The following is a 26158-nucleotide window of genomic DNA, read 5'->3' as shown; positions in this document are numbered from 1 at the left end:
AGCGACAATGGCAGGTAAATGAGTGACTAGAGTAAATATGCAAATAATTAAGAGCATCTTGGTCGTAAGTGCATTGTTTTGCTCAATGCCTGCCAGTGCGAACAAAGTAATTTCAACACCGGGGAAGGCTGCGGTGGTGGTTACTCAAAGTGGTCAACAGCAACGAGTTTGTTATTACGATGACAAGGCATACAGCATTGGAGCGGTACTCGAAGTCTCTGGTGTTGTGATTCAGTGTGCTGCGGAAAACGATTTTGAAACGAATGGGGCACTTGGTTGGATACAAATAAAAAAAGACGAGTAATTTAACTCGTCTTTGTAAAAGAGCATAAATGCTTATATTAACGCGCCAGAGAGCGAGTCTTAAGTTCGAAAATAATCTTTTCTGCGCTTACTTCGAACTTGAAGCGTGCATGCAATTCAGTGCTTTCTTCGGTCATTTCTGACGCTTCATATTCAACATTGCTAGACACTTGCTTTGCTAGCTCTACGTACTTTACAAATTCAGCTTCAATTAGTGCTTTCGAGTTGCCGTATACAGTTACTTCAGCAACATCGTCACCTTCTTTAATGATGAACCCGATTTCGCCTGCACAGCCGCAAGCTTCACATACGTCGTTGTTGCCCATATCTTGGCTCATAAATAATCCTCTTACAAAATCTGCGGTTATTCTAGCGGGCAATTTGAACTGTATCTACAAAAATTAAAATCTTTGAACTAATTCGTACTGGTATGCTATGTTGTTTGCTGTGGGATTAAATGAATATGTACATTCGCGCCGACAAATATGTATGTGATCTATCTCATGTTTTGTTGAAAAGCAGTGTCATTAATTTGTTAGAATATCATTCAGTTAGTTGCGTCGTGACTAATTTTATAAGACTATGTATTGCTTGATAGGTATTTATACAATGAATTTATTGTTGGGTATTTGATATTCTAAGTTGTTATTTTTGATTAACCGCTTAGAGCGGTAAGGTGACTTTCGAAGAATAATTAGACAAAGTGCCCAAAGAGGCAGCACTGTAAAATTGTTCGTACAAAGTATTTGTCGGTATTTAATGGAAATACTTGCTAAAAAATACCTTGCTCACATAATGCTGATAACGATTTTCATTCTGACTTTATTTGATTGAGTTAGATGGATTTACAAAGAGAAGAGCCTGAATATGCCAAAGCGTAGTAAAGAAGATACAGAAATCACGATCCAGAAAATTATGGATGCCGTTGTAGACCAGCTACTAAGATTGGGTTATGACAAGATGTCATACACGACGTTGAGTCAGCAAACGGGTGTTTCTCGTACAGGTATAAGTCATCACTTTCCAAAAAAGACGGATTTTACTGCTGCTCTAGACGGTCGTATTTTCAAGATGTTCATGGAACATATTGACTTTGAAAATGGCCTTGATGCATTTTCAGCTAGTTGGGTTACAGCACTTGAAGACGCTGAGTTCCTAGCCATCTTACGTTTACTTTTCCACCATATCGTCACAGCTGAAAACGCACACGAATTTGCGGCGAGCGGTATTGATCGTCTTTACAAGCTAACTGAGACTCAGTTTGGTGATACAAGCGGTAAAGAACTTGAGTGGTTGATTGGTAAATCACTGATTCGTATGAGCCAATAATTAGCACTCATTAAAAGAAGCTCCTACGGGTAATGCTTGTAAGTTAAGAAGCATTTAACACCTTTCTGAAGGCCTAGTCGCGTAGCGACTGGGCCTTCTTTTTACCGCTCTTGGATAACTCCTATCCCGTCTTTCTGGCAATGTAAAACTCTCCGCCATATCCAGTATGTAGTTCATTACCTCTGGGACTCTTCCTGGTGCAACAGCTGGGAGGAGCTGTAACTGACCGGTCAAGAACAGCGACGCTTGTTTGAAGCCTATTTGATAAGGCATGACTTTATTTTGATCGTAAGCCATTTGGCACATCAGGAAGCGAAGTAAATTGTAGGCTAACAACATCCCCCACAACTCTTGCATCACCAGCTCTGGCTTTTTACTTCGTAGGGTAAGGTTGTTTTGAAGCATATATTGCTTCATTTCTCTATAACCTAACTCTATCTCCCATCGGTGACTGTATAGCTCCGCAATATCTTTTCCTGGATAACGAAGGGGATCTGTCATGGAGGTTAACAACCGTATCTCTTTACCCTTAACGACCTTAGTTATCAAGCGAGCTTCTAGTGTCTCCGGAGCATCATGCCACTTCTTTTTAGCTTGGGGAGAGAGCTGTAATTCAACTAACTCTTGTCCCCTTCCCAACTTACGAACCGTCGTGTATTGGGCTCCCTTACGCATAGGGATAAGCCAGTGCCTATCTTTTCCAGTTGCTTGCCAACGATGTAAAAGCCCTAGGGCGTAAAAACCTCTATCAAAGATAGTCAGGCTTTGGTCTGGCGAGTGCTCAATGAGGTCTGTTGTTAGATTCACTTCACTTACCGAAGTCGAATCGAATGACGCACTATTGAGAAGGTGACTGGTCAGTTCCATATGACAAACCATTCGAACTTGAGGATATTCGGATGCACACTTTTGATTTCGAGTTCGACTGAACTGCTCGTCGTTCTTTTTAGTGTCTGGGGTTCGCCAGACTACACCGTCTACTGCATGAAGCGTTAAACCATGCCAGTCTGGGTGTGGCGTTTTGTCATGCCATAATTTCTGCGTTTGAGTAAAAACAGACTTCATGACATCAGAGCCTAGCCTTTGTCTTGCTTGAATAACGGCACTTGGAGCAACAAACGGCTTTTTACCGGGAAGAAGAATGTCTAGCTTGGAGACAACTTTCTCCATAGATAAATGACGATATAGAGACATGCCTACAACACTCCAAACCATCAGTTCCATGGGTAATCTACGCCTACGGATAGTCGTGATACCAGTATCTTCCATACACTGAGCAATCAGTTCAGGGGACAGAAGGTCAGATAAGCCTGAGAGTTTCTCAGCAGAGAATTGGTGAACTTGGTTAAGAGCCTGTCTTAGAAACATAAAAAAATCCGAGTGCATGAGATACACTCGGATTTTGACACCTTGGAAGGATCGTTCAACCGATCATTTTAGTCTTAACTGATCGGCATTAAGTCATGAGACGGGCCTTATATCGTTGTGACTAGCTTTAGTGGTAACCTGTGGAGCGGTTACGATGACTGAGATTAGTGAGTCAGTAGGAATTCGCCCGCTGGATCAACAATCACTTTATCACTCATGCCTTGGCGACCAAGCAACATCATGTAAGTCATGTCTTGACGGTTGCTTAGCGTAATATCGATAGGCCATTGTTGACCACCGATTCTTAGCATGGTTTCAATCACGCAACGGTGTTCAACTTCGCCGTTAGATGACTTAATTTTCTTACTTGTTTTTAGTTTCGCTTTGCAGCGCACCGTCTCTTCTAGGTGATAAACGTCTGGATGAAGGTCGAACTCTACGAACTTCTCACCGTTTGATTTTACACATAGTAGATTGTCTACGTGTAGAGAAGAGGTTTTAGCCCCTGTATCAACACGTGTATGTAGTCCAGTTATCCCTAACTCCGGTAAGCAAAGTGCTTCGGTATTCCCTATGATCATTTTATTGTTCATTTTCTTTCCAATCATGAGTTATCGGTATTCAATCAGCCCTTGCCACGAGTACGGTTAGCGTTTGGTTTTGCATTCTTCTCGATGAATTCGAAAATCATGTCTGCTACATCTTTACCCGTTGCTTTCTCGATGCCTTCTAGGCCTGGAGAAGAGTTTACTTCCATTACCACTGGGCCGTTCTTAGATTGTAGAATATCTACACCACATAGGTTTAACCCCATGATTTTCGCCGCATTGATTGCTGTCGCGCGCTCTTCTTTGGTTAGTTTAACCAGTTGAGCAGTACCGCCACGGTGCAGGTTAGAGCGGAATTCACCCTCACCAGCTTGACGCTTCATTGCTGCGATTACTTTGTTGCCAACAACAAAACAACGGATGTCTGCGCCATTTGCTTCTTCAATGAACTCTTGAACCAAGATGTTCGCTTTTAGGCCCATGAACGCTTCGATAACGCTTTCTGCTGCTTTGTTCGTTTCAGCTAGAACTACACCGATACCTTGAGTACCTTCAAGTAGCTTGATCACAAGTGGTGCGCCACCTACGTTTTTGATCAGGTCTTGAATTTTGTCTGGGCGGCTAGCGAAACCTGTTTTTGGTAAGCCAATACCTTTGCGGGACAGCAGTTGTAGTGAGCGCAGTTTGTCGCGAGAACGACTGATTGCTACTGACTCATTGATACAAAAAGTGCCCATCATTTCGAATTGGCGAACAACCGCAGTTCCGTAAAAGGTAATGGAAGCGCCAATACGTGGGATAACCGCGTCGTATTGAGGAAGCTCTTCACCCATGTAGCGAATCTTCGGATTGTTACTCGCGATATCTATATCACAGTGCAACGTGTCGATAACATCGACCTGATGACCACGTGCTTCTCCAGCCTGCTTTAGACGAGCGGTAGAGTATAGATTTTCGTTACGAGAAAGAATTGCGATACGCATGGCGTTTCCTTAGTTAATACCTGATTGGTAACTGCAAAATTATTTAGTTGTTAGCTGAGCTTTCAGTTTTTCTGAGGCTCCTTACTTGCTTCGGGGCGAACCTTAAGGCTTTTTGTTTAACTAAGAAAACGAATTAAATTTGTCGAGTCGACAACGGAAATTTATCGATTGTGTGAGCTATTGGTACAACAGGCTTGAGAGGGGGTTTTGAAAGGAAAAGCGAGTTGAGACCTAACTCATATTGGGGGTAGGAGCATATTAGGCTGTGCTCAACTCGCGTTTACTCGGTGCTAAAAAGTGTACTAATAACGCCGGTTACATAGATCTAAAAGTGTTGGTAGTGCTTCTCTTTAGAGCTTACTGCAGGTGCTTTTTAGCTTGTTAAGATAGTATTTTCTCATGGTCATTACTCTCTCTAGTTAGGCTTTATTTACAACCTATGGTTTGTTGCTGACCCGTTCATTATGGTTAATTAAGAGGAACTAAAAAACAGATGTTATTTTTATTGGTTGTTCCTGTTTTGGCTATATCAAACTACTTTTTTGCGATTGTGTTTTACAATAGGCTTAATTAGGAAGAGCTAGGTTTAAAAGGTTCATTATTTGTCTGATCTAAACATGATGCGTTACTACACGAGGCTAGAATCGTTCGAGCCAAACCTTTCTCACTCCGTGACCTTAACGGAGGTGGCGGATGAGTTGTTCACAAGCTTGCGCCACGCTCGAACCCTGTTAGGCAAAATGCATCAAGCTGAATGGGTCGTGTGGGAACCAAAGGTTGGCAGGAATCAACGTTCTAACTTAACACTGCGCTTTAGCAATCCAGAACTGGCTCAACATGTCGCGAGTAAGCTGATAGAGCAGGGCAAGTATGAAAAAGCACTCTCGATATTAGATAATGACCGCGCTGTGTTTGGCTCTTTACTGCAAGAAACCTCCGGCGCGACCATGCGTGAAGGGCTCTTACATGTTCAATTAACCTATAAACGTAAGTTTGAGGATCTGTTTCCGCATCATATACATCGCAGTAGTGAACGATTTTTGATCAGACAAGTGTTTAGTTGCTTAGTGACATGTAACGACAAGGGCGAACTGAAGCCAGAGTTAGCTCACCACTGGGAATATGACACTGAGCAATTGGTTTGGACTTTCTATCTACGCCCCGGTTTGACTTTCCATGATGGGCAGCCTGTTGATGCCAAACAGTTAGTTGCTTTGTTTACTGCTTTACAAGCTCTGCCTTTTTATCAAGCTGAGTTGGCTCATGCCTCTTCCATTTACAGTGATCAGCCATTAAGGATCAGTTTTAAGTTAACCCAAGCGGATACTGGCTTTGCGGGTTTGCTTGCAGGCGTTAAGTATTCGATTCAACCATCAGCGCAGGTGACCCGTGAGCCTTCGCCATTAAACTCAGGCTTTCATGCTGTGATTGGTACTGGACCTTTCAGAGTGGTTGAAACCAACAGCGAGCGCATCAAGCTCTCGGCATTCGAACACTTTTACGGTTGTCGCTCTTTAACCGATGAGGTGACCATTTGGCAGTTTGAAGAATCGATGACTGGCAGTGCTCGATTCGATGATAGCCAGATGCAGGTGTCACCGTATGAAGATTCTGCCTGTTTTCATCAATTAGGAAAGAGCGACACGGAGTTGGTGTCTGCTGAAACAGACGGGCTCCGCAGTCGTATCGAAGACGGTTGTTTGTTTATTCTATTTAACCAAAACTCAGCGGCTAACTCGCTAAGTGATGAACAACGTAAGTACCTATCGTCACTTGCAAACCCACAGGCTATTTTGACGCAACAGGAGCAAAACCAAGGCTTGTTCAGTGTCTCTTTGGCTCAGAACATATTGCCCAGTTGGCAGAAACTGTATCGAACGCCCTCTAGAGAAAGTGAGCTACCTAAGAAATTGAGCATTGCGGTTTATAACTACTATGCCCTCTATCGATGCGCTATTTCAGTGTCAGATATTCTTAAGCGACATGGTGTGGAAGTTGAGGTGAATACCTACAGTTTTCGAGAATTAGCTCAGCTTTCTCAGCGGGGCGATTTAAAAGAAGACTTGGTACTGTGTAACCTGAATCTCGACGACAATGCGCCATCTTCATTGTTCTCGTGGTTGATGAATGACCCTGTATTGCATTCCGCGCTCGGAAATATAAACAGTGATTGGCTCAAGCAGCGTCTCGATCAGCACAAAGCAACGGTTGAATTACCGAATTACTTGGCTGAGTTGGAGCCAATTGCATCGACATTGATTTCTGATTATTGGTTAGTCCCGATGTTCCATCACTTACAAACCGTGCGTTTCCAGGGGATTCTGAAAAACGTAGCCATCACCAACTGGGGATGGCCAGATTTCAAGAATGTATGGTCTGCTGATTAATCTCTTACCGAGTAGAATAAAGCGTTTTCAAAGTCGATTTTGGCATGCTTATATGTAGGTAAAACCAAATTCTACAAAAAACGCCACCGATCATTCGATTCGGTGGCGTTTTTTCGTTTTATTTTGAAGATCAGCTGTCTAAGTTTTGAGCCATCTTGTTCGCTATTTGGCTGAATTGTTCTAGCTCATCTTCGTTCATGCCTTTAGTCATTCTCTGTAGTATCTCTCGATCAATATTCGAAACTTTAGTCATGATCTCTTCCCCTTCACTGGTTAGCGCCAACAACTGGCTACGTTTGTCTTCAGGGTTTGGAGACTTCTTCACAAGTTCTTGATTGATCAGCGTATTAACTAATCTCGTGACCTGTGATTTATCACGTTTTAGGAAGTGCGCAATATCGATAGCCGTACATGGAGATTTCTTAGTAATGATCTTCATGACACGAATATTCATAGGTGCGATCTCAGAATCCAAGCGCTCAATCTGTTCACTCATTTGACGTTTCAAAGAGTGCACTAAGCGAAAGATAGACTCTAACGATGTGTTATCAGACATAAACGATCCTTAGAAAAATGGTTGATAATGTCAATTATTGTATTTATAGTTGATAATATCAACTTAATTGTTCGTGAATTCAAGTTAGGAGACAGTAATGACGATGCAAACAATCACAGGCAAACACAATTACTACCGTATCACTATCGAAGAAGTGAACATCAAGGAAGATCGTGAACTGCAAACTATGCAGTTTGAAATTGAAGATAGAGAAAACATGATCGCGGTTGTAGATAAGCTCAAGCAGGACAGTGGCTTAGATGAGCAATCCGCAACGAGACTAGGTGTAAGTATTCGCTTGCTGGGGCCGTTGATGATGCAAGATCGAAAACATCCTCTGTTTGTTGATTTCATGCCTCACTTCAGAAACTTCATGCAAAATCTTAAGAAGACGCTGAAAGGCGCGTAGCGCTTGTCCGGCAATGACATATTCAAAAAGCCAGCAAACGGATCATCAGGTGCGAGCTTTTCTTTTAATATATTGACTTAGCGGTATGTGTTCACTTGCGGGACATGTGACAATAGGCCTTTGAACACTTTATGGTGCAACCATCGCATGAGTGATGCTATTGCCCAAGCCTATTTCTAATCGTTCTAAATTAAACGGTATATTATGACAAGTGTATTTGAGCAGGCGGCTAAAGAGTTATTAAGCCGTCGCACAGCGGGAACTAAAGCGCCAAGATTAATCGAACCATATCGCCCAACCAGTTTAGATGATGCGTTAGCCATTCAAGAATCCATGATTGAAATTCGCGCAGATAGAGTGGGGGGCTGGAAGTGTCTGTTACCTCTTGCAGAAAACAAATTTATCGTAGCGCCTATTTTCGCTGACAACGTGCAGCAAGGTGAAATTTGTGAATTGTTCGCAGACACAGGTTCAGTGCCAGGTAAAGAGGTAGCCCGAGTAGAGCCAGAAATCGCTTTAGTACTGGCTAAGCCTTTGCCTGCAAACTCACATGGCTACAGCGAAGCACAAATCAATGATGCCATTGGATCTTGCCATATGGCACTTGAGTTAATTCAATCTCGCTTTGCTGATGACAGTGGCGCGGAGTTTTACGAGGTTTTAGCCGATTGCTTGGCAAACCAAGGCTTGTTTCTTGGTCCTGAGATAGAGAAAGATAAAGCGTTTGCTGCTGCTAAGGTCGAAGTGGCTATAACTCAAGCTGGAAAAGTACAGGCATTTTCTGGCACCCACCCTAACGCATTAGCTCAAAATCCCGTTTACTGGTTGATCGATACCATGACCAAGCGTGGAGTTAGTTTTGAAGCGGGTGAGGCAATCATTACAGGGTCTTACTGTGGTGTGGTTGAGCTTGACTTCGACGAGCTAACAACCGTTGCTTATGATGGTATCGGAGAGTACCAAGTGATTTTCACTCAAAAGCGCTAAGTTATTTACAAGCTCTATTGATTAAGAAAGCTGTTCTCTACAACCTTGCTTTTCGCACAGGTGATTGGGTCTCGAAAGGCTATTTACTGGTGAGTAAATAGCCTTTTCTATTATGTGATGTTCAATAGAGTTCGTATTACTTTGCATTATATTGGGCGTTTAGACGTCTAGACGTTGACAAGTCCTAAGTGTGACATTAGTCTGCTCTCCTTCCTGTTCTATAGTGTTGTCGTTCCATGTCCAATTCAAAAAATTCTAATGCGGTTATTGCTCCTTCGGCAGTGGCGCTTATCCCTCTGCTCGTGTTCCTAGCGCTGTTTATTGGCGTAGGTACGTACTTGTCGTTGCAAGGTGTCGATTTTGCTTTCTATCAGCTTCCAGCTCCGATTGCGGCTCTACCTGCTGTGATGTTGGCGCTGCTGTTGAGCAAAGATAAATTGAACCGTGCTATCGAACAGTTCTTGAGTGGAGTAGGTCACAAAGACATTATTGCAATGTGTATGATCTACCTATTGGCAGGTGCTTTTGCAGCCGTTGCTAAAGCTTCTGGTGGTGTAGATGCGACGGTAAACCTTGGCTTGTCAGCGATCCCGACGAGCATGATCCTACCGGGTATCTTCTTAATTTCTGCTTTCATCGCAACAGCAATGGGTACTTCGATGGGCACCATCGCGGCGGTAGCCCCTGTTGCACTGGGCATTGCTGATTCAGCTGGTATGAGCATCCCACTGACCGCAGGTGTTGTTTTAAGTGGCGCGATGTTTGGTGACAACCTTTCTATCATCTCTGATACTACGATTGCCGCGACACGCTCGCAAGGCTGTGAGATGAGAGACAAGTTTAAAGAAAATATCCGTATCGCACTTCCTGCTGCACTTATCGCGATTATTATCTTTGCTTTTCATAGCACTGCGACTCAAGTGCCTGAAACGGGTCCAATCGAGTGGCTGAAAGTACTGCCTTACATCACTATCTTGATTCTTGCGGTATCAGGCATGAACGTATTTGTTGTGCTAACCATCGGCATCTTACTGGCGGGTGGCGTTAGTTTAGGCTCTCTGGAGAACTACGGTTTAACGGATTACGCGCAAGACATCTATGCAGGCTTTGGCAACATGCAGGAAATTTTCTTATTGTCGATGCTGATCGGTGGTTTGAGTGAGCTGATGCGTCGCCAAGGCGGTCTGGCATTCTTAACTAACTTAGTCAGTAGCATGATTCGTGCGTTCGGCTCTTCACACTCTAAGCAAGCGAATGGCCGCGCAAGTGAGTTGGGTATTGCTGGTTTGGTGTCTATGGTGAACATGTGCACGGCAAACAACACAGTAGCGATTATTGTTTCAGGTAGTGTGGCTCGTCAATTAGCGGAAGAGAACAATGTGTCGCCACGTCGTTCTGCAAGCTTATTGGATATCTTCTCTTGTGTGATTCAAGGTGTGTTGCCTTACGGCGCACAGGTGTTGCTATTAGGTTCAGTATTTAACTTATCGCCACTAGAGATCGTGTCTAACTCGTACTACTGTTTTGCACTGGCTATCGTGGCTGTGATCGCTGTGTTTATCAAACACCCAGCACGCCAAGTGGCTAATGCTTAGTAATAATAGATTTTGATTAATGAAAAGGCGCCGTAATCGGCGCCTTTTTTGTGTCAGCAAGAACTGCTCGGACGCTGGCTTTTGATTTTGAGCTTTATTTAAGTTGGTTTTCAAGTTCGTTGGCAGTCGCAACGTTGCTATAACCAAAGCTAAGTGCTGCCATGAATGCGGCGTGCACATGTGCTGCCGGTACCTTAACGCCATTGAACTCCATATCCAATGTGGTGCAAGCATCATGCGCTACGTGGCATTCATAGCCTAAATCGGTTGCTGCACGAGTCACAGCATCAATACACATGTGACTCATCGCGCCAACAATGATTAGCCTTTCAACGCCTTGTTCCTTCAATACTTTGTCCAGTTCTGTATCTCTAAAGCTGTTGATCTGCTGTTTTACAATCACTGTCTCGTCTTGCAGAGGTGCTACGCTACTATGGATTTGAGCTCCATCTGAGTTAGGCAAGAAGAATGGCGCTTCATTGGTTGGAAATTCATGGCGCACATGAACGATTGGCAGTTTTTTCTCGCGGAATGTCTCGAGTAATTGCGCACCTTTTTCTGCCGCTTTTTCTGTCTCAGAGAGGGCCCATTTCGCACCTTCGTATGAAGGGAAGTAGTCGTTTTGGAAATCAATAAGTAGTAGTGCAGTATTGCTCATAATCCATACCTTTGTTGTTAATGTCTTGTGGTGTGGGGCTATTATGACTACTCTGTGTTTTTTAACGCACGTCAAAAATGACAGACTATATGGCAATAGTGACAAAATCAGTAAAGGTCGAAATTATCGATTACCCTGGCTCTCTGCAGAGCGCTGTGTTTGGAGTAAAAGAATTTCTTCAGATGGCGAATAGCCTTGATTCTGAAAGTGAAACGGTTCGGTTCCAGGTTGAGATTAAGCCTTATGGTGACTTATCGGTTTTATCGGCTAACTCAAATGAAGAATCTAAAGCCGATATCATTTTATTGCCGCCAAACTTAGATGGCAGTTACTACCTAGAGCGTGATGATAGGCTAACGGCTTATCTGATTGAGTCTCATCAAAAGGGTTCAATATTGTGCTCAGCGTGCGCAGGCGTGTTCATTCTTGCTAAAACCGGATTACTAGAAGGGCGAACCGTCACTACGCACTGGCAAGCTCAACAATTGTTTTCAGAGCTGCACATTGGAGTCGACGTTGATATCGACAAAATCCTGATCGATGATGATGACATCATTACTGCTGGTGGTTTGATGTCGTGGATGGATTTGACTCTGTTTATCCTGACTAAATATACGACACCGACCAATACGCGCAATTTGGGTAAGTATCTGGTGCTGGTGCTGGATACAGGGCTGAGAGAGCAGCGTTATTATCAAAGTTTTGTGCCAAATTATACTCATGGTAATGACAAGATTGTCTCTGTGCAGCGCTTTATTCAAAAGAATCACCACCTTCCTTTGACACTTGATCAATTGGCGGAGGAAGCCTTTATGACGCGAAGAACCTTTATTCGACAATTTACTAAAGCGACGACCTTGACTCCGATTAACTATATTCAACACGTGCGTGTTCAAAGCGCGTGTGAGCTACTGGAAAGCTCACACAAACCAGTAGAACAAATCAGCTACTTAGTTGGATATGAAGACGTCAATAGCTTCCGCAAAGTCTTTATGAAAATCATTGGTTTAACGCCTTCAAGGTTTCGCTCTAGATTTTTATCAGAAGAATGATTTACCATAGATTGATATTCAATATGTATCACTGGTTCGCTCACTTGCTTCGCTAATGAAGTGCTTGAAGGGGAAGTGATCTTTTCTCGAACTTAAACGGACTGTTGATGCTTGCCATTCCTTTACCATTTGTCGCGGCGCTGTTGTTATTGATGACAGGTGTGCTGTTTCGATGCCGTTACCCACAAACCAGTCAAAAGCCATTTTGGTTTATCATTCTGTGCGCGTTAATGGTGACGGTGGTGGGTCTACGATGGACGGTAGACATTGCGCTGTTTCGCTTCTTACAACCCATTCTCGGTGCCTGTGTTCCTGTGGCGGCTTGGCTCTGTTTTTCGGGAGCTCATCGAAGCCAATCCAGTACACATTTGCATTGGCTAGGCCCAATTGCTGTTTTAGTTGGCTCACTTTTCTATGTGCACCTCTGGGCGGGAACTCTTGATGTATTGCTGATCTTGCTCTATCTCGGTTATGGTGGCTTGCTGCTGAAGTCGTCGCTGCGCGCACCGGAACAAGTGCGGCTGACCGATGTGTCGAAAGTGTTGGCTGCTGAAAGAGTTGCAGGTGTAATGCTACTATTCTCAGCTTTGGTTGATAGTGCACTTTCTTTCGACATCTTGCTGTTGGACGCGCAACACACCAATCTGATCTTATCGATTAGCTACCTTGTCCTTATTCCAGCAGTTGTTTCTGCCGTGATGGTGGTCAGTATGAGCACGCCTGCCGAAGAAAAAACCATGCAGATGCAGGCTTTACCTGCCATGTCACAAGGTTCTCCAGAAGAGGTCGATATATCGACTACACTCGCGAGCAGCTTAGATGAAGACCAAGCTGAAGAAACTACTCAGATCATGGCTAAGTTCGATGCATTAATGAGAGAGCGCCAAGTATTCAAGGATCCTGACCTGTCTCTCAATCGCTTGGCACGAAAGCTAGGCATTCCTGCTAGAAAAATATCGTCTGCGGTTAATCAAACTCACCAACAGAACATTTCGAAGGTGATTAACGCCTATCGGATTGAACACGCTAAGACTCTTCTGAAGCAAACCGATAAAGCGATAACAGAGATCTACCTAAGTTCAGGCTTTCAGACCAAGTCTAACTTCAATAGGGAGTTTTCAAGGGTAACTGGGCAAACTCCGAGTGAGTTTCGAAGTTCGCTACGAGTGTTAGATTGAGTGTGTTTGCTTTTTGTTTATCAATTTAGAAAGCGAACGATGTCATTGAAGAACAATTGGTGTAACTGGTCGCGTGATGTACCAATGCCATCTTTACAAATAATGCCATCGCCTGGCACCTCTTCATTCAGCATGACTATAGCACCGGGTTTACAGTTTTGAATGAAGCTGAAATGGGTGGCTTTTTCATAGACTTTGTAGCGTCTAGAGTTCAGCGGTACATGTTCGGCAATATAGCCAGACTCTAATGCTTGAGGAAGATCTCCAATATCGCTCCCAGCTGCCAGTATCAAGGTTGGCACTTTAATGTCATTTAAGCTGACGATTGAAAAGCTGCGAGCAAGCCCTAAATCAAGGCTGACCACACGTTGAATCCTAGGGTCTGAAAGGTCTTTATTGTTTAGCTCTGCAGCTTGGACTTTGTCGAGCCCTAGCTCTTCAGCAAGTCCACAAGTTCGTGGGTTAGGGTATATGAGACAATTCGCTTCAAAGGTTAGCCTATCGATTCTTGCTCCCGCCAATTGCATTACTGTCCAGCCACCCAATGAATGCCCGATTGCAGTCACATTGTCGGCGTTAGCAGACTGCTTCCACTGTGGGGCAGATAACAGGTAATCCAGAATACGTGATACATCTCGTGGTCTTTCCCACCATTTCGCTGCTTGCTTTGGAGAATGGTTGAAAGAGGTGGTTCCCGGATGATCAGCGGCTGCTACGATGTAGCCTTTACTCGCAAGTTTGGTCGCTAACCAGTTTTGATTACGCCAGTTTCCTCGGTAGCCGTGCGATAGCAGTATTACTGGAAAAGTACCGGATTGAATGTCTGCGCCTTTGATGACTTGTGTACCGATAAAGGCGGGGTTATCGCCAATTAAGGTTGTGTCTGTTGCATCTCTCGCGGGATACCAAATGGCAGTGTTTAGCATGCGATTAGGATCGTCATTTAAGGTGACTTGAGTGAATCCGACACCGGAAGCGGTGGCTGAACTGCAAAGGAAAAGTAGGGATGTGAACAGTAAATGTGTCCGTTTCATAGTGTTAACTCCAACTGAGATAAGTGGAGCTAATATGCGCTAAGGCTAGGTATCACGAGACCTAAAACACGATCGAGGACGCCCTAAATCGTGTTTTAGTACCGAAGCTAGTGACGTGGTTCTAGTTATCTTCCTCTAGGGCGTTTCTCTACCAAGCCATTTCTTTCTAAGCCACGTCTTACGCTGCTGCATAGTTTACCGAAGCGACGCAGTTCTTCGAAGTTTGGCCCTTGTCCCATTGAGATGCTGTGTTCCCAGTACATCAATTCTGTGTCGACCATCTCTAGCAATTTCTTAGAGCAACCTGCGCAGTTTCCTTTTGGCCCACAAATGAATGTCTCTGACTCATAGAGCGGGAGTTCGTTTTTCACTTCTTCGATGAGATTCAGCATTGCCGAATTCAGATCCGGTTTTTTTGTTGTGATTGGCTTTACGTTTGTTGATGCTGGCGCAACAGTCAAAGAAGATGTTTGTGTATTGGAATGTAGATTCAAAGCAGCTGATGACATATCAAAGGCCTCAAGGAAAGGTGAAGAGGGGCATCCTACACCTCAAAATGAAGTGAACCTTGATGTAGTGCAATAAGCGTGGAGATATATCCGAAAGAGGTAGGCGAAACGAGGGCGCAGATGCGAGGGAAGTGGAAGAAGAGGAGCCACAAATGGTGTGACCCCTTTCATTAAGACTTGTTATTGATAAGAGTTTTTAGAACTCTGCATCGAATTGGAATTCCATCCACTCTTTGGTAATTGGATGGTGTAGGGCAAGTCTTTCTGCATGTAGGTGAAGACGGTCAGCTTTGTTGCCATACAGACCATCACCGACGATTGGCATATGCAGCCCTTCTTCATGTGAACAGTGCACACGTAACTGGTGTGTGCGTCCTGTTTTAGGGTGCAGATAAACCTTGGTGGTGTCTTGATTGCGTTCAATCACTTCCCATTTAGTTTCTGCAGGTTTGCCGTGCTCGTAGCAAACAATTTGACGAGGACGATCGTACAGGTCACCACGCAGCGGTAATCGAACATAACCCTCATCTTCGGACAGAACGCCTTCAATCATCGCGACGTATCGCTTCTCGACTTCACGAGTAATGAACTGTTTCTGCAGGCTTTTGTTTGCGCGTCGAGTCAGGGCGAATATCAGAATGCCAGAGGTCGCCATGTCTAAGCGGTGTATCACAAAAGGCCCTTCCACATCAGGATGCATTTCCTGAACGCGAGTGTAGGCAGAATCTTTGATGGTCTTGCCCGGTACTGAAAGGAACCCTGCTGGCTTATGTACCACAACGATATGCTCATCTTGAAACAGGATATCGAGCTCTTTGCCCTCTGCTGGATTCTCTAACAACGGGTTTGGATCCACTTCAAGGCCTTTCATCATATGGCCAAGTATTGGTACACATTTGCTTTGGCAAGAGGCGTAGTATTTCTTGTGTTTGCGGATCTCCGATTTTGGAGAGCGGCCCCACCAAAATTCAGCTAATGCCAATGGCGTGTAGCCATTCAAATAGGCATATTGCAGAAGCTTAGGCGCCGCACATTCACCAGAGCCTGCCGGTGGTATTTTATTTGGTGTGTTTTCAAAGATCTGGTTAAGGTCCTCGACATTGCCTTCCGCATTTTGGAAAGCGTATTGTGAAAACAACTTGTGTTGAAGCTGATGAGACAGGTGCGCTCTTCGCTCTTTTAATTCAGCCAATTGAGCCGTAAATACGTCCACCTTGCCTTGTAGCTCGTTTAGGGTTTGTTCCCAATTGAGCTTCAGGTATTTCTGTTGGTTTTTATCTGCAATGCTGGCTTTGCTGAGCTCTTGGTTTAGTTGCTCAAAAGCTTGCTCATCAAGATTCTCTTTACCTTGCTCTCGTTGCTCTTTGCGCGTTTTACGACCTTCAATGATCAACAAGCGTTGAGCTTCGATCTCTTGCTCTGCCTGCGCTTTTTGCTGTGCTAATTGTTTACACAACTCAAGGTATTGAGCGTTAACCTGCAGCGCTTTAAATTCGGCGTTCACCGCCATCATATCTGCGGTTTCTTGACGGAAAAAGCTGTCACTGCTCAGCATGTCGAATACCGGTGGAACAAAGTGAGGCAGTAGGTTTTGATCAGCGATTTTCCCTGAGAATGCAGAGAAGTAACCAAGTTCACCTTCAGGGCTTCTTACTAGTAATACACCAAACATCTTGCCGCGACCTTCGTCAGAATCTAGTCCGAAGTCGTGCTGCCAATCGGTTTGGGTTTCTAGGTATTGTTGAAGCTGGTGAGACGCAATTTCACATAATGGATGTGGTTCGTAGTAGAACGGAAAGGTGAAACGCTCAGGCAACGAATATGACTCGATCGGCTGTTGAAAGCGAGTGAAGCAGTGCTCAGGTGTATGGCTGTTCTCTGAGTCGTGCGTTGGTTTTGATGAGTGCATATAGTCGTCTTACTGGATGGTGATAAATAGCTACGAGTCTACTGTGTTTTGAGAGCTTAAATACAGTATAAGGCGGTGATTCTACTCTTTATCGAAAAGCGCCTCAAATAAGAAATAGCGCCTTCGCTTGTTAGAAGTGACATGATTACCTGTGCAATGCTCAGTGTTCAGGCAAATAATACAAATTAATGATTGGTTTCTCGTTTTTCATTACAAGAGACGTTTTTGATAAACGAAGGGTGCTAGGCTTGAACGTTTGGTGTTCAAGATAAGGTAACGTTATGATTCCACTCAATACATCGATTGTGGCTGGTGTCGCTCTTTCTGAGATCGACGGACAGACGAAAATGCTATTAATGAAGCGCGTAAAGGGCGGCTATTGGTGCCATATTGCGGGTTCGATTGAAGCGGGAGAAACAGGTTGGCAGGCAATCGTACGTGAATTTGAAGAAGAAACTAAAATTGAAGCGAAAGAATTGTATAACGCTCAATTTTTGGAGCAGTTCTACGAGGCGAACGTCAATGTCATTCAACTTATCCCGATATTTGCTGTGCTTTGCCCGCCAGACCAAGCAGTAGAATTAAACTATGAACACACTGAGTATCGATGGTGCAGTTTAGAGGAAGCGAAAGCGTTAGCGCCATTCCCTAACCAACATACGGTTTATGATCATATCTGGGCATACTTTGTTGATACGCCAGCTAACCCACTTTATCGAGTAGATGTGGGTTAGTCTTGGTTGATTGGATGTTGAGTAACGAGTGCTCATTAAGCCTAGCGCAAGAGCTAAACTCCACAGATGCTAATGAGTACTAAGACTTACCAAGGTATGGGGTTAAAAAGGCACTCGCTTGTGCTTGGCATAGTCCCACGTCAACTTTCACACCATGCGATTCCAGTATTGCTACACCGCGGCCATTGTTGCGAGGATCTGGATCGAGCATAGCGACGACAACGTACTTTACACCGGCTTTAACTAAAGTATTAGCACAAGCTGGTGTCCGACCGACAAAAGAGCACGGCTCTAATGTCACGTAGGCTGTTACGCCTTCCATATCGCCGTCATAGTGATTCAGCGCTTCGACTTCAGCATGGTTCCCACCAACCTTTTGTGTGTAACCAACAGACACTACTTTGTCGTTCTTCACCAAGACACACCCCACTGGTGGGTTTGGTTGGCAATCGGGTAGGGCTTGGCGCGAAGCTTCAAGTGCTTGCAGCATGTATTGTTGGTTCATGGTTGTTACTCAGTATGACGAGAAGAAGAAATTGTTTGTTACCGCGTGCGGTTTAGCTAAGAAGTGAGGCATGTTCGATCTGATTGGGCTATTAGTCAATGGTTTTAGCTTTGAAGCTGTTTGATAGTTAGTTGTGAGCAATAATTAACTCTGGTCAATGGTTAACTTTGGCCAATGAGTTAGCCAGTTTTTAGATTGGACTCGTTGATCAAACACGTCGCGACCGCGGTTCGGGTTCGGCGTTATCTTCAAATGGAACAAGCTCTCTAAACCAAAAGCCGATATACACTCTATACGCCCATGGCAGTTTTTCTTTACTGCGATAGCGGTTTCTTTCTCAGGCCAGTAACTCATGGCATCTAGTGTACTTTGATAAGGTTTATCTTGGTTTCGAGTATGCATATTGGCTTGATTACGAACTTGCCAGTTGAGTTCAGGTAGCCGTTGTTTTAGCTGAGCTTCGTAATCTATGTCCGATTGGTAACCATAATCACCGCGATCAAAGTAGATCACATCAATATCGTTGAGCGGCGTGGGGCTATCAAAGCCATGCAAGTGATCCCAAACTAGATTCCTCACGAAGCCTGCAGCGACATAGCATTGTGGTAGATCTAATTGAGCCACGCACTCTAAGATTTTTGTTCGCAGCGGATCTTGTTCGATCAAGGCTGCGACTTGGTGGGTCAATGCTTGGGTCATGATGGTGTGGTTACATCGGTCACTTGATAATGGCGTGTCACGTTCTTAGTTATCTTGCCCCAGTCTGAGGTTTTAACTCTATTTTGGTGGGCCTCAAACGCTTTACGGTTAGTGAACTCTTCATATACTTCAAAGCGGTTTGGCTGCAGTGAGCTTTGACTAACACGAAATACAATACAGCCCGGCTCAGACAACGTGAGTTCTTTATGAACGGTCAGTGCTTGTATAACTACTTCTAAATCATCGTCTGGTACGACAATATGCCCTTGTAAAATTACTTTACGGATTGTTGTGTCCATTTAAGTCTGCCCATCCTTTACTTATAGTGTTGCCTCTCATCAACATAATCCCATTTTGAGTAAGTGTCGTATAGACCAATGTGAACAAAAAACAGCCTCAATCCTATTATGTTAAGTTACATTGTAACATGTGTTGGGTAGGGTAAAATAATTCGGGAGCTAAATTCTCGATGTTCCGGTCTATTAAATGGGTATCATAGAAGTGTATTGATACTGAAATGAGTTTGTCATCTGAGGGATCTAACCTTTAATAGGTAGAACGGCTTATTGGATTAAATTGAGCCACAGTTGATATCTAGGTCATATTTTGATGTAAATGGTACTTAGAACTCTTTATATTTTGTGATTTGTATCATTGATCTGGCCAACAAACACCGTTAGATTCGAATGGTTGGCAATAAAAAAGCTCATGAAGAGCAGCTAAATAAAAAGGAAAAATACCTTATGAAAAAAATGAGAAGAGCACAGCTTCATCGCGTTCGTATCCAATACTGGAAAGACACTTCGAAAGACACTTCGAAAGAAGCTTCAAAGAAATAAGCTCTATATATCAAGTATTAAAGCTAAAAACTTGCAAAGCTGAAAGGCTTTCAACCACAGCCAGTCACTGGCATTAAAATGAAACAAACCGATTTCGATAGCACTCTCAATGACCTTGACTGGTTGGTAGCTAAAGAAATCATCCCTCAAAGAGCTGGCAGGCATTAACAACAATGCAATTTAATGTCAGCTCATTAATACCCCCTCAAAGCAAACCTCTTACACAGTTAATCTTTTACCTAGCATATTCTCTACTTAGCACAACGATTCCACATCCAAACTCCAAACAGAAATTGCGGGCAATAAAAAAGCTCCCGATTTCTCAGAAGCTTTGATTTCATTATTTACGTATCACGCGATAGATTTTGGGCTCTTCTCCGCTTAGATGAGCTTGACAGAAGGGTATAACATTGAACTTACCTCAGGTACTGAAAGCTGTTTAATCTTCAGTTTGAAGTATTCGGTATCTCTTATCCCGCGAGCTCTTCTGCGTAACAATCCTATTGATACATTGCCAGCCTCGATTACAGAGCTGGTTAATCGGTCATACTTTGCAAAGTTACAGATGCCTTCTTTGTGGTCTTGCAGCATGGATACAAAACCTTTCACGCTCATTATTCTTGTCGCTTTGGCTAACTGACACCAAGCGTCTAAACGGTANTGAACTTACCTCAGGTACTGAAAGCTGTTTAATCTTCAGTTTGAAGTATTCGGTATCTCTTATCCCGCGAGCTCTTCTGCGTAACAATCCTATTGATACATTGCCAGCCTCGATTACAGAGCTGGTTAATCGGTCATACTTTGCAAAGTTACAGATGCCTTCTTTGTGGTCTTGCAGCATGGATACAAAACCTTTCACGCTCATTATTCTTGTCGCTTTGGCTAACTGACACCAAGCGTCTAAACGGTAAGCCATTTGCTGATAGGTTTCCGCTCGCCAGATACTTTTTAGCTGCTCTTTAAGAACGTAGATTTCACTCAGACGGCGATTAGCTTTGAGTAACATTTTCAGTTTGTCCGTTTGGTTTTCTGACAGCCTTTCTGGATTCTTTAATAGAAGGTAAAGCGAGCCTTTAATCAGCGCTTTATCTTCTCTACAGACCGCTTTTTTGAACTCATACGACCGCTCTCGTCGAATGAGTTGGCTATATTGTTGGACGACATGGAATCGGTCAAAAACGATGTCAGCGTTCGGCAGGTTTTCTCTGACGGCTTTTTGGTAAGCCTTCCCCATATCCATTGCAACGGCCTGAATCCCTTGGGCAGTTTGTTCGGTAAGTTGAGTGAGAAAGGCTTCGAGAACGCGGTGTGTACGACCATGCTCGACCCAAATCAATTGGCCGTTATCCATGTTATACACCACAGTCATATAGTCGTGCCCTTTGGCTTTTGCGACTTCATCAACGCCAATCCGTTTTAATCCACGGAGTTTTGACGGCTCAGAGGGTGGCAACGTTCGATGCAGCGCCGCCTTGTCAATATTCTTAATCGTTTCCCAGCGAAGTCCATAGTGTCTCGCAATCACACTTATCGGCAAGTCATAAATGGTTCTAGAAACGTAAGTATTGACGGTGCAAGCTTGGTTAGACTTTGGGTCGGTCACTTTAAATCGTCGGTCTCGACGACAGTAAACGTCAACAGTTTGAGTGGATTCATCGACCTTAATCGACTGGATTGCCTGCCCCTGAATATGTAAAAGCTGAGAAAGTAACTGGGTCAAAATAGGATTCATCCATACTGACTAAAAAAGGGTTATTAGTCAGTATGGTAGAAGTCATAAGTATTGCGTTATGACTCAACAAAGCGGAGAAGAGCCAGCAAGACGTAAATGCTCAAAGATAAGACAGAGACTTCAGAGAGCGCACTGAACGGGTTACTTGCCGTAAGTACTTTCATCGGCAGTGAAGCGATAACAGAAAAGAAGTCATTGATACCATAGAAACCGAACAGTGCGATAGCCAGCCATTTGATTGCAAAGCTTGAAACAAAGATGACAAGCAATGGCGAGTTAACCAGCTGCGAGATTGCCAGTGTCATTGTCGCTAACGGTAATAGCACCAAGGCAACTAACAGCATTCGACCAAAGAATACCAACCAATTGGTGAGCACATAAAACAGTGATTGCTGTTCTACTAATAGCGCCAGTTGTTGCTCGCTAGATACGTTTAGAATCCAGAATAGAACATCGGCAAATAGAACCAATAGGGCGCAGATAGCGGGTATCACCACTAAACCAAAGCCTAGCTTCACACCGTGAGTCAGAGCATTCGATACTGGCATGCTTCTCCAAAACATTGAGCTGCCTTCTTGGCGCTCTTTACGCAGTGTTTTTGGGATATACAGCGTTGAAAGCAGCAGTGAAATTAGGCCCGCTCCAAAGTAGATCACAGAGTTAAGGTCTTGTGCAAATTCTCTATGGATGTCGCTCACATCGCCGTTAACTTCCATCTGGAAGAAAAACTCATGCTGTGCCGCGCCATTAAAGAACAGACTCACGAACAGTAACAAACCACACAACGCAACGAATAGAGGTAATCGAGTATTGATTTTGTGCTCGATAAGTTCTTTTTCTAGCATGTAAAAACTTGGGTGCATTATGCCTTCTCCGTCTGTGTTGCAAGGAATAGGTCGGCAAGACCAACGTTGTAGATGTTACCTAGTGATTCAACTTGTGGTTTGTATTGACCTTCCAATAACCATTTAGTCGTTCCTAATCCCGGTTGTGAAGTGAGTGGCTTCAATTTTTGAATGTCGCTTGAGTGGTTGTTAGCAACTTCGATAATGAAGTAATCACTCTCGATATCTTCCATACTTTTCTGCAGCACGCAGCGGCCTTGTTTGAGAATAAGTACATCTGTCAGTAGATGTTCGATCTCAGAAACCTCATGGCTAGCAATGATCATCGCACGCTCGCCATCGTGGAACCATTCCAACAGGTGGCGGTAGAAGGTGTCTCGGTAAATCAAATCTAGGCCAAGTGTTGGCTCATCCAAGATGAGTACCTGAGTGTCAGTTGCGATGATGATCGCAAGGTGAACTTGTACTTTCATCCCCTTAGAGAGCTGTTTGATCGTGGAAGAGAGTTTAATGTTCGTGCTACTCAGTGTTTGCTCGGCTTTTTGTCTGTTGAAACTCGGGTGCACGCCTTCGGTGTAACGAAGTAGTTGTTTGATGGTCATCCATTCAGGGAGCACATTCACATCAGAGATGTAAGATAGGTGCTGCATGAGATCAGCATGCTGGTGTATAGGGTGGTAGCCGTTGACTTCGATTTCACCCTGATAGCTATGCCCACCAAGCAGTGACTTGATGAGAGTAGATTTACCAGCGCCATTATGACCAAGCAAGCCAAGCACCTGCCCCGGTTTTAGTTCGAAGCTGATGCTCTCTACACCCACTTGATTTGAATAAGTTTTAGTGACGTTTTTCGCGGAAAGTAAAGTACTCATGACTTGTCCTTTATATGTTGTTCTAGCTGTTTCACGAGTTCTTCGACACTCATATCAATGATGCCTAGCGTCTCAGCGATGGCTGGGATCTGTGTGTTGATGAAAGTTTGGTGTGCGGACTCTTTCAGTTTTTGAAGTGCACCTTCGGCTACATACATACCTTGGCCTCGCTTCTTTTCAACCAAGCCTTCATCAACCAGTAACTGGTAGCTTTTCATGACGGTAAGGTGGTTGATTTTAAGATCCGCAGCAACAGCGCGCACAGAGGGCAGGGCCTGTTGCTCTAGCCAAATACCTTGCAGAATCTGGTCGCTGATCTTAGTGGCAAGCTGCCTAAAGATCGGTTGGTCGTCTTTCCATTCGGTCATAATTAAAACTGCATGGTGATATACATGTGTATAACACTAACCTTTTTATTCGTATTGGCAAGACTTTTATAAAAATTTTTCGAATATTTTTATGGTTGGATGTTCAGTAAAAGCAACGCTATTATATGGCACTTCGTACTGTGGTGTTGAGTTCGTATGTTGCACATTAATGACAAAAAATTGGTCTGGTTTACCAAGTATTTGCCAATAACCATCATCATCTTTTCTGCGATCATCTTGAATATGGCGATGTTCAAGAGTGTGAATCAAAAGGCCAAGGCGCTGGTTGAGTTAATTCGAACCGACTATATTGCTGCCCCAAAAGGCTCTATTGAGGCGCAGGTGCTTCACGTTTCTCAGCAAATTACACACACTCAACGCCTTGTTGAAGATGAAGTAAAAAAGCGCATTACTCGACGGTTAGACAGGGCGTACACTGCGGCGCAAAATATCTATTCTTCGAACCAATACCTGTCAGAAGATAAAATTAAATAACTGATTTTAAATGAGATCATAAAGCTGAGTTATGCTGAAAAGCAAGAGTACATCTACGCCTATGACATGCAGGGCACGTCACTCGTTCATCCTCTTAACCCAGAAATTGAAAACACCAATCAACTTAAGACGACTGACACTCAAGGTGTGGCTGTCATCAAAGAACAAATTGAACTTCTTAAGCAGAGTAATGGTGCTTTTTCTCGGTATTTCGTTCCGCGCCCAGATCTAGAGGGGCGGGATTTAGAGAAGCCCTATATCGAAAGTACGCATTATGAGAAATTAACCTATATTCGCCGATTCGAGCCTTTTGACGGGTAATTTGGTACTGTCGATAGTAATCGTGGGTGACAATGGCTACCTGTTTGTTTTTGAAAAAATGGTGACAGCTTACTCCACGCAAATCGAATTCATATAGGGCAAGGGATTAACGTCTACGATGATCTTGGAAGTCGCTTTAAACATGATGTTCTAGCGAAATCTGAAGAGGGCGGATTCGTTGATTATGTTACCGCAGATAAAAACGGCGTTATTGGGCCTAAAAGTAGCTATGTCAAAAAGGTCGGTGATTGGAATTGGATCGTCGGTACAGGCGTGTATTTGAATAATGTTAATGCCTCGATAGAGAAACGAAAAAATGAGTTGTTAGCCGAATCTCGTAACGAATTTGGTCTTGTTCTTATATTGAGTGTGTTGGTGACGATGAGTTGTATTTTCATCAGCGCCATTATCAGTCGAAGAGTATCCACTCGCTTCTCTCAAATGGAGCAGAGAATAGCAGACGATTTTAGCCGAATCCAAAACAGTCGCCGTCGACTGCAACATATGGCAAAACACGACTCTCTGACGGCACTTCCTAATCGTTCTGAACTAGAGCTTCAAGTTAGCCGAGCGATTGCTCACTCAAAACTTGAGGGTAAGTTGGTGGCATTGGTCTTTGTTGACTTAGATAACTTTAAACGTATCAATGGCCAATATGTCCACGTAAGCGGAGATGAGCTGCTAAAACAGATAGGTTCGCGATTTGAACGAATCTTAGGGACTAACGATATCGTTTCACACTTTTTTTGGAGGGGGTGTTTACTAAGAAAAGCATGTGACGAAACCTTAAACTTGATGCCAAATGGACCTGAGGCGGTAGGAGTTTTTCTAAACGTGTCACCTAAGCAAGTTTTCGAACTTGGTTTCGATGATAAGGTCATTCGCCTCGTCGAAGAGGTGGGTATAGCTCCTTGCCGAGTGACTCTAGAGCTGACCGAAAACATTTTCATCAAAGATCTGCACATTGTCGAGCCGGAACTGAGAAGGCTCAGAGAATATGGATTTGGTATCTCGCTCGATGACTTTGGTACCGGATTTTCATCACTCAATTACCTTAATACTCTGCCAATTACAGAGATAAAGATCGACCGATCTTTCATCGGCAAACTGAATTCCAGTCAGCACAGTGAGACTTTAGTGAGAGTCATTATTGATATTGGCGCCTCTTGCCAGATGAAAGTCGTTGCTGAGGGGGGCGAACCCCCAGAGCAGATGGCTAAGCTGCAGCAATACCATTGTGATTTACGACAAGGTTATTACTATGATAAGCCGCTCTTTGCCCAAGGGTTAGTTGACGCGTACTTTCCAGCGAAGCTTGAAGACTGCGTTATATCTACGATTAGAGCTAAGCCACATTCATTCGACGCAGCAGGGCCAACAGGTGCTGAGCTATAGACGTTTGATATTATTATTGAACTAATAAGCCCTGCGCGGCAGAGTAATCCCCATGAGATGAGCCCCGATGACTTAAACGCTATAACACTCTTTATGAACTGCACCTTATTAAGGCTTTGATGTTGCGTAATTCAATGGAACTAAATCTAAAACCTACGATCTGATCTGCTACGTCCACTATCTTTCGTAGCCCCATGCCTAAACCACGTTACAAAACAACCAATCACTTATTAACCGTGGCTCTTTGACCTTTTGGATTGATGAAGAGGCAATAAGCGGGTGGGGTAAAACAAAAAAATAAGGTTCATCGCGGCTTTCCGGGGAAAGCCGCTTTTATCTTCAAGAAGAAGTAGTCTGTATCTCGATACCCATATCCCATTCGCTTGATTAGTTTTATCTTGTTGTTTATCCCTTCCAATGTGCAGGTGTTAAGCGGATAACTTGCCGATGCGATAATGCCGTGAAGATAAGGACTCAGTTTTCGTGCGAACTCTTGCAATGGCTTAATTCCACTCTCCTGTACTTGTGCCCACCACACCTCCCAGAGC

At 43.8% G+C, this 26158-nt stretch carries 27 protein-coding genes and 4 pseudogenes; 13 read left to right on the top strand and 18 right to left on the bottom strand.

Annotated features, from left to right (window positions below; all coding sequences use genetic code 11):
- Nucleotides 1-37: 37 nt before the first annotated feature.
- Nucleotides 38-304, top strand: a complete 267-nt coding sequence (locus L1D11_RS19095) for a YnjH family protein (RefSeq protein WP_239832875.1) — start codon at nt 38-40, stop codon at nt 302-304.
- A gap of 37 nt (nt 305-341) precedes the next feature.
- On the opposite strand, the gene L1D11_RS19090 is transcribed toward L1D11_RS19095, so the two are convergent.
- Nucleotides 342-641, bottom strand: coding sequence for a YfcZ/YiiS family protein (locus L1D11_RS19090; protein ID WP_239832874.1), 300 nt, complete (start codon nt 639-641; stop codon nt 342-344).
- A 529-nt stretch (nt 642-1170) separates the two neighbouring features.
- Here L1D11_RS19090 and L1D11_RS19085 point away from each other — a divergent pair.
- Complete coding sequence (locus L1D11_RS19085) at nt 1171-1632, top strand: TetR/AcrR family transcriptional regulator (protein WP_239832873.1); 462 nt, start codon at nt 1171-1173, stop codon at nt 1630-1632.
- Between the two features lie 54 nt (nt 1633-1686).
- On the opposite strand, the gene L1D11_RS19080 is transcribed toward L1D11_RS19085, so the two are convergent.
- From L1D11_RS19080 to rimK, 3 genes are all read right to left on the bottom strand, one after another.
- On the bottom strand, nt 1687-3000 hold the full coding sequence (locus tag L1D11_RS19080) for an IS4 family transposase (RefSeq protein ID WP_239832872.1): 1314 nt from the start codon (nt 2998-3000) through the stop codon (nt 1687-1689).
- Nucleotides 3001-3164: 164 nt separating this feature from the next.
- Nucleotides 3165-3593, bottom strand: a complete 429-nt coding sequence (locus L1D11_RS19075; protein WP_004740039.1) for a RimK/LysX family protein — start codon at nt 3591-3593, stop codon at nt 3165-3167.
- A gap of 32 nt (nt 3594-3625) precedes the next feature.
- Nucleotides 3626-4531: a 30S ribosomal protein S6--L-glutamate ligase gene (rimK, locus tag L1D11_RS19070; RefSeq protein ID WP_004740040.1), complete on the bottom strand. Its 906-nt coding sequence runs from the start codon at nt 4529-4531 to the stop codon at nt 3626-3628.
- A gap of 602 nt (nt 4532-5133) precedes the next feature.
- Between rimK and L1D11_RS19065 the strand changes: the two genes are divergently transcribed.
- A complete protein-coding gene (locus L1D11_RS19065) occupies nt 5134-6918 on the top strand; it encodes an SgrR family transcriptional regulator (RefSeq protein WP_239832871.1) in 1785 nt (594 codons plus the stop codon).
- Nucleotides 6919-7048: 130 nt separating this feature from the next.
- Here L1D11_RS19065 and L1D11_RS19060 read toward each other — a convergent pair whose 3' ends face one another.
- Nucleotides 7049-7474, bottom strand: coding sequence for a MarR family winged helix-turn-helix transcriptional regulator (locus L1D11_RS19060; RefSeq protein ID WP_239832870.1), 426 nt, complete (start codon nt 7472-7474; stop codon nt 7049-7051).
- 103 nt (nt 7475-7577) lie between these two features.
- On the opposite strand from L1D11_RS19060, the gene L1D11_RS19055 reads away from it, so the two are divergent.
- From L1D11_RS19055 to L1D11_RS19045, 3 genes are all read left to right on the top strand, one after another.
- Nucleotides 7578-7883 carry a DUF3861 domain-containing protein gene (locus L1D11_RS19055; protein ID WP_239832887.1) on the top strand — a complete coding sequence of 102 codons (306 nt, stop codon included), beginning with the start codon at nt 7578-7580 and terminating at the stop codon, nt 7881-7883.
- A gap of 204 nt (nt 7884-8087) precedes the next feature.
- A complete protein-coding gene (locus tag L1D11_RS19050; protein WP_239832869.1) occupies nt 8088-8870 on the top strand; it encodes a hydratase in 783 nt (260 codons plus the stop codon).
- Between the two features lie 236 nt (nt 8871-9106).
- Complete coding sequence (locus tag L1D11_RS19045; RefSeq protein ID WP_239832868.1) at nt 9107-10465, top strand: Na+/H+ antiporter NhaC family protein; 1359 nt, start codon at nt 9107-9109, stop codon at nt 10463-10465.
- Nucleotides 10466-10559: 94 nt separating this feature from the next.
- On the opposite strand, the gene L1D11_RS19040 is transcribed toward L1D11_RS19045, so the two are convergent.
- Nucleotides 10560-11123 carry a cysteine hydrolase family protein gene (locus L1D11_RS19040; RefSeq protein ID WP_239832867.1) on the bottom strand — a complete coding sequence of 188 codons (564 nt, stop codon included), beginning with the start codon at nt 11121-11123 and terminating at the stop codon, nt 10560-10562.
- Between the two features lie 89 nt (nt 11124-11212).
- Between L1D11_RS19040 and L1D11_RS19035 the strand changes: the two genes are divergently transcribed.
- Both L1D11_RS19035 and L1D11_RS19030 read left to right on the top strand, forming a co-directional pair.
- The gene (locus L1D11_RS19035; protein WP_239862681.1) at nt 11213-12175 is read left to right on the top strand and encodes a helix-turn-helix domain-containing protein; all 963 of its coding nucleotides are present in this window, start codon (nt 11213-11215) and stop codon (nt 12173-12175) included.
- 107 nt (nt 12176-12282) lie between these two features.
- Nucleotides 12283-13353 carry an AraC family transcriptional regulator gene (locus L1D11_RS19030; protein ID WP_239862680.1) on the top strand — a complete coding sequence of 357 codons (1071 nt, stop codon included), beginning with the start codon at nt 12283-12285 and terminating at the stop codon, nt 13351-13353.
- A gap of 20 nt (nt 13354-13373) precedes the next feature.
- On the opposite strand, the gene L1D11_RS19025 is transcribed toward L1D11_RS19030, so the two are convergent.
- The 3 genes from L1D11_RS19025 to L1D11_RS19015 all read right to left on the bottom strand — a co-directional run bounded on the left by L1D11_RS19025 (nt 13374) and on the right by L1D11_RS19015 (nt 16805).
- On the bottom strand, nt 13374-14387 hold the full coding sequence (locus L1D11_RS19025; protein WP_239832864.1) for an alpha/beta fold hydrolase: 1014 nt from the start codon (nt 14385-14387) through the stop codon (nt 13374-13376).
- Nucleotides 14388-14512: 125 nt separating this feature from the next.
- The gene (locus tag L1D11_RS19020) at nt 14513-14896 is read right to left on the bottom strand and encodes a hypothetical protein (protein WP_239832863.1); all 384 of its coding nucleotides are present in this window, start codon (nt 14894-14896) and stop codon (nt 14513-14515) included.
- A gap of 196 nt (nt 14897-15092) precedes the next feature.
- Entirely contained in the window at nt 15093-16805 is a 1713-nt protein-coding gene (locus L1D11_RS19015) for an RluA family pseudouridine synthase (protein ID WP_239832862.1), read from the bottom strand.
- Nucleotides 16806-17086: 281 nt separating this feature from the next.
- On the opposite strand from L1D11_RS19015, the gene L1D11_RS19010 reads away from it, so the two are divergent.
- Nucleotides 17087-17539 carry an NUDIX domain-containing protein gene (locus L1D11_RS19010; protein ID WP_239832861.1) on the top strand — a complete coding sequence of 151 codons (453 nt, stop codon included), beginning with the start codon at nt 17087-17089 and terminating at the stop codon, nt 17537-17539.
- Nucleotides 17540-17618: 79 nt separating this feature from the next.
- On the opposite strand, the gene L1D11_RS19005 is transcribed toward L1D11_RS19010, so the two are convergent.
- The 8 genes and pseudogenes from L1D11_RS19005 to L1D11_RS18970 form a co-directional block, all read right to left on the bottom strand.
- Entirely contained in the window at nt 17619-18044 is a 426-nt protein-coding gene (locus L1D11_RS19005) for a bifunctional diaminohydroxyphosphoribosylaminopyrimidine deaminase/5-amino-6-(5-phosphoribosylamino)uracil reductase RibD (protein ID WP_239832860.1), read from the bottom strand.
- A gap of 144 nt (nt 18045-18188) precedes the next feature.
- Nucleotides 18189-18743, bottom strand: a complete 555-nt coding sequence (locus L1D11_RS19000; protein WP_239832859.1) for a nucleotidyltransferase family protein — start codon at nt 18741-18743, stop codon at nt 18189-18191.
- Nucleotides 18740-19030, bottom strand: a complete 291-nt coding sequence (locus L1D11_RS18995) for an antibiotic biosynthesis monooxygenase (protein ID WP_239832886.1) — start codon at nt 19028-19030, stop codon at nt 18740-18742. The genes L1D11_RS19000 and L1D11_RS18995 overlap by 4 nt, the downstream gene beginning before the upstream one ends.
- A 933-nt stretch (nt 19031-19963) precedes the next feature.
- Nucleotides 19964-20236, bottom strand: a pseudogene (locus L1D11_RS18990) (transposase); the annotation flags it as partial.
- A 16-nt stretch (nt 20237-20252) separates the two neighbouring features.
- Nucleotides 20253-21257: pseudogene (locus tag L1D11_RS18985) on the bottom strand (ISL3 family transposase); the annotation flags it as partial.
- A 113-nt stretch (nt 21258-21370) separates the two neighbouring features.
- On the bottom strand, nt 21371-22177 hold the full coding sequence (locus L1D11_RS18980) for a hypothetical protein (RefSeq protein WP_239862677.1): 807 nt from the start codon (nt 22175-22177) through the stop codon (nt 21371-21373).
- The gene (locus tag L1D11_RS18975; protein ID WP_239834696.1) at nt 22177-23031 is read right to left on the bottom strand and encodes an ABC transporter ATP-binding protein; all 855 of its coding nucleotides are present in this window, start codon (nt 23029-23031) and stop codon (nt 22177-22179) included. Before L1D11_RS18975 ends, L1D11_RS18980 begins: the two co-directional genes overlap by 1 nt.
- Complete coding sequence (locus tag L1D11_RS18970; protein WP_004740059.1) at nt 23028-23399, bottom strand: GntR family transcriptional regulator; 372 nt, start codon at nt 23397-23399, stop codon at nt 23028-23030. Before L1D11_RS18970 ends, L1D11_RS18975 begins: the two co-directional genes overlap by 4 nt.
- Nucleotides 23400-23555: 156 nt before the next feature.
- On the opposite strand from L1D11_RS18970, the gene L1D11_RS18965 reads away from it, so the two are divergent.
- From L1D11_RS18965 to L1D11_RS18950, 4 genes and pseudogenes are all read left to right on the top strand, one after another.
- Nucleotides 23556-23894 carry a hypothetical protein gene (locus tag L1D11_RS18965; RefSeq protein ID WP_239834697.1) on the top strand — a complete coding sequence of 113 codons (339 nt, stop codon included), beginning with the start codon at nt 23556-23558 and terminating at the stop codon, nt 23892-23894.
- A pseudogene (locus L1D11_RS22785) lies at nt 23895-24515 on the top strand (cache domain-containing protein); the annotation flags it as partial. It lies immediately after the preceding gene.
- Nucleotides 24516-24596: 81 nt separating this feature from the next.
- Nucleotides 24597-25610, top strand: coding sequence for a bifunctional diguanylate cyclase/phosphodiesterase (locus tag L1D11_RS18955; protein WP_345779310.1), 1014 nt, complete (start codon nt 24597-24599; stop codon nt 25608-25610).
- A 194-nt stretch (nt 25611-25804) separates the two neighbouring features.
- Nucleotides 25805-25908, top strand: a pseudogene (locus L1D11_RS18950) (IS5/IS1182 family transposase); the annotation flags it as partial.
- 6 nt (nt 25909-25914) lie between these two features.
- Here the strand turns inward: L1D11_RS18950 and L1D11_RS18945 are convergent.
- Nucleotides 25915-26158: transposase (locus L1D11_RS18945; RefSeq protein WP_239834699.1), on the bottom strand; the 244-nt coding region annotated here is incomplete at its 5' end.

The sequence above is a fragment of the Vibrio sp. Isolate32 genome, assembly GCF_022397955.1.
GTDB lineage: Bacteria > Pseudomonadota > Gammaproteobacteria > Enterobacterales > Vibrionaceae > Vibrio.
Note: the sequence above shows the minus strand (reverse complement) of the source record. Positions and strands in the feature narration are given on the sequence as shown.

Coding starts and splice junctions, on each gene's coding strand:
- L1D11_RS19090 (WP_239832874.1), bottom strand. CDS start 641: ATGAGCCAAGATATGGGCAACAACGACGTATGTGAAGCTTGCGGCTGT.
- L1D11_RS18970 (WP_004740059.1), bottom strand. CDS start 23,399: ATGACCGAATGGAAAGACGACCAACCGATCTTTAGGCAGCTTGCCACT.
- L1D11_RS19055 (WP_239832887.1), top strand. CDS start 7,578: ATGCAAACAATCACAGGCAAACACAATTACTACCGTATCACTATCGAA.
- L1D11_RS18975 (WP_239834696.1), bottom strand. CDS start 23,031: ATGAGTACTTTACTTTCCGCGAAAAACGTCACTAAAACTTATTCAAAT.
- L1D11_RS19040 (WP_239832867.1), bottom strand. CDS start 11,123: ATGAGCAATACTGCACTACTACTTATTGATTTCCAAAACGACTACTTC.
- L1D11_RS19085 (WP_239832873.1), top strand. CDS start 1,171: ATGCCAAAGCGTAGTAAAGAAGATACAGAAATCACGATCCAGAAAATT.
- L1D11_RS19095 (WP_239832875.1), top strand. CDS start 38: ATGCAAATAATTAAGAGCATCTTGGTCGTAAGTGCATTGTTTTGCTCA.
- L1D11_RS19010 (WP_239832861.1), top strand. CDS start 17,087: ATGATTCCACTCAATACATCGATTGTGGCTGGTGTCGCTCTTTCTGAG.
- L1D11_RS19030 (WP_239862680.1), top strand. CDS start 12,283: ATGCTTGCCATTCCTTTACCATTTGTCGCGGCGCTGTTGTTATTGATG.
- L1D11_RS19020 (WP_239832863.1), bottom strand. CDS start 14,896: ATGTCATCAGCTGCTTTGAATCTACATTCCAATACACAAACATCTTCT.
- L1D11_RS19015 (WP_239832862.1), bottom strand. CDS start 16,805: ATGCACTCATCAAAACCAACGCACGACTCAGAGAACAGCCATACACCT.
- L1D11_RS19050 (WP_239832869.1), top strand. CDS start 8,088: ATGACAAGTGTATTTGAGCAGGCGGCTAAAGAGTTATTAAGCCGTCGC.
- L1D11_RS19025 (WP_239832864.1), bottom strand. CDS start 14,387: ATGAAACGGACACATTTACTGTTCACATCCCTACTTTTCCTTTGCAGT.
- L1D11_RS18965 (WP_239834697.1), top strand. CDS start 23,556: ATGTTGCACATTAATGACAAAAAATTGGTCTGGTTTACCAAGTATTTG.
- L1D11_RS19000 (WP_239832859.1), bottom strand. CDS start 18,743: ATGACCCAAGCATTGACCCACCAAGTCGCAGCCTTGATCGAACAAGAT.
- L1D11_RS18955 (WP_345779310.1), top strand. CDS start 24,597: ATGAGTTGTATTTTCATCAGCGCCATTATCAGTCGAAGAGTATCCACT.
- rimK (WP_004740040.1), bottom strand. CDS start 4,531: ATGCGTATCGCAATTCTTTCTCGTAACGAAAATCTATACTCTACCGCT.
- L1D11_RS18980 (WP_239862677.1), bottom strand. CDS start 22,177: ATGCACCCAAGTTTTTACATGCTAGAAAAAGAACTTATCGAGCACAAA.
- L1D11_RS19075 (WP_004740039.1), bottom strand. CDS start 3,593: ATGAACAATAAAATGATCATAGGGAATACCGAAGCACTTTGCTTACCG.
- L1D11_RS19005 (WP_239832860.1), bottom strand. CDS start 18,044: ATGAACCAACAATACATGCTGCAAGCACTTGAAGCTTCGCGCCAAGCC.
- L1D11_RS19060 (WP_239832870.1), bottom strand. CDS start 7,474: ATGTCTGATAACACATCGTTAGAGTCTATCTTTCGCTTAGTGCACTCT.
- L1D11_RS19080 (WP_239832872.1), bottom strand. CDS start 3,000: ATGTTTCTAAGACAGGCTCTTAACCAAGTTCACCAATTCTCTGCTGAG.
- L1D11_RS19035 (WP_239862681.1), top strand. CDS start 11,213: ATGGCAATAGTGACAAAATCAGTAAAGGTCGAAATTATCGATTACCCT.
- L1D11_RS19045 (WP_239832868.1), top strand. CDS start 9,107: ATGTCCAATTCAAAAAATTCTAATGCGGTTATTGCTCCTTCGGCAGTG.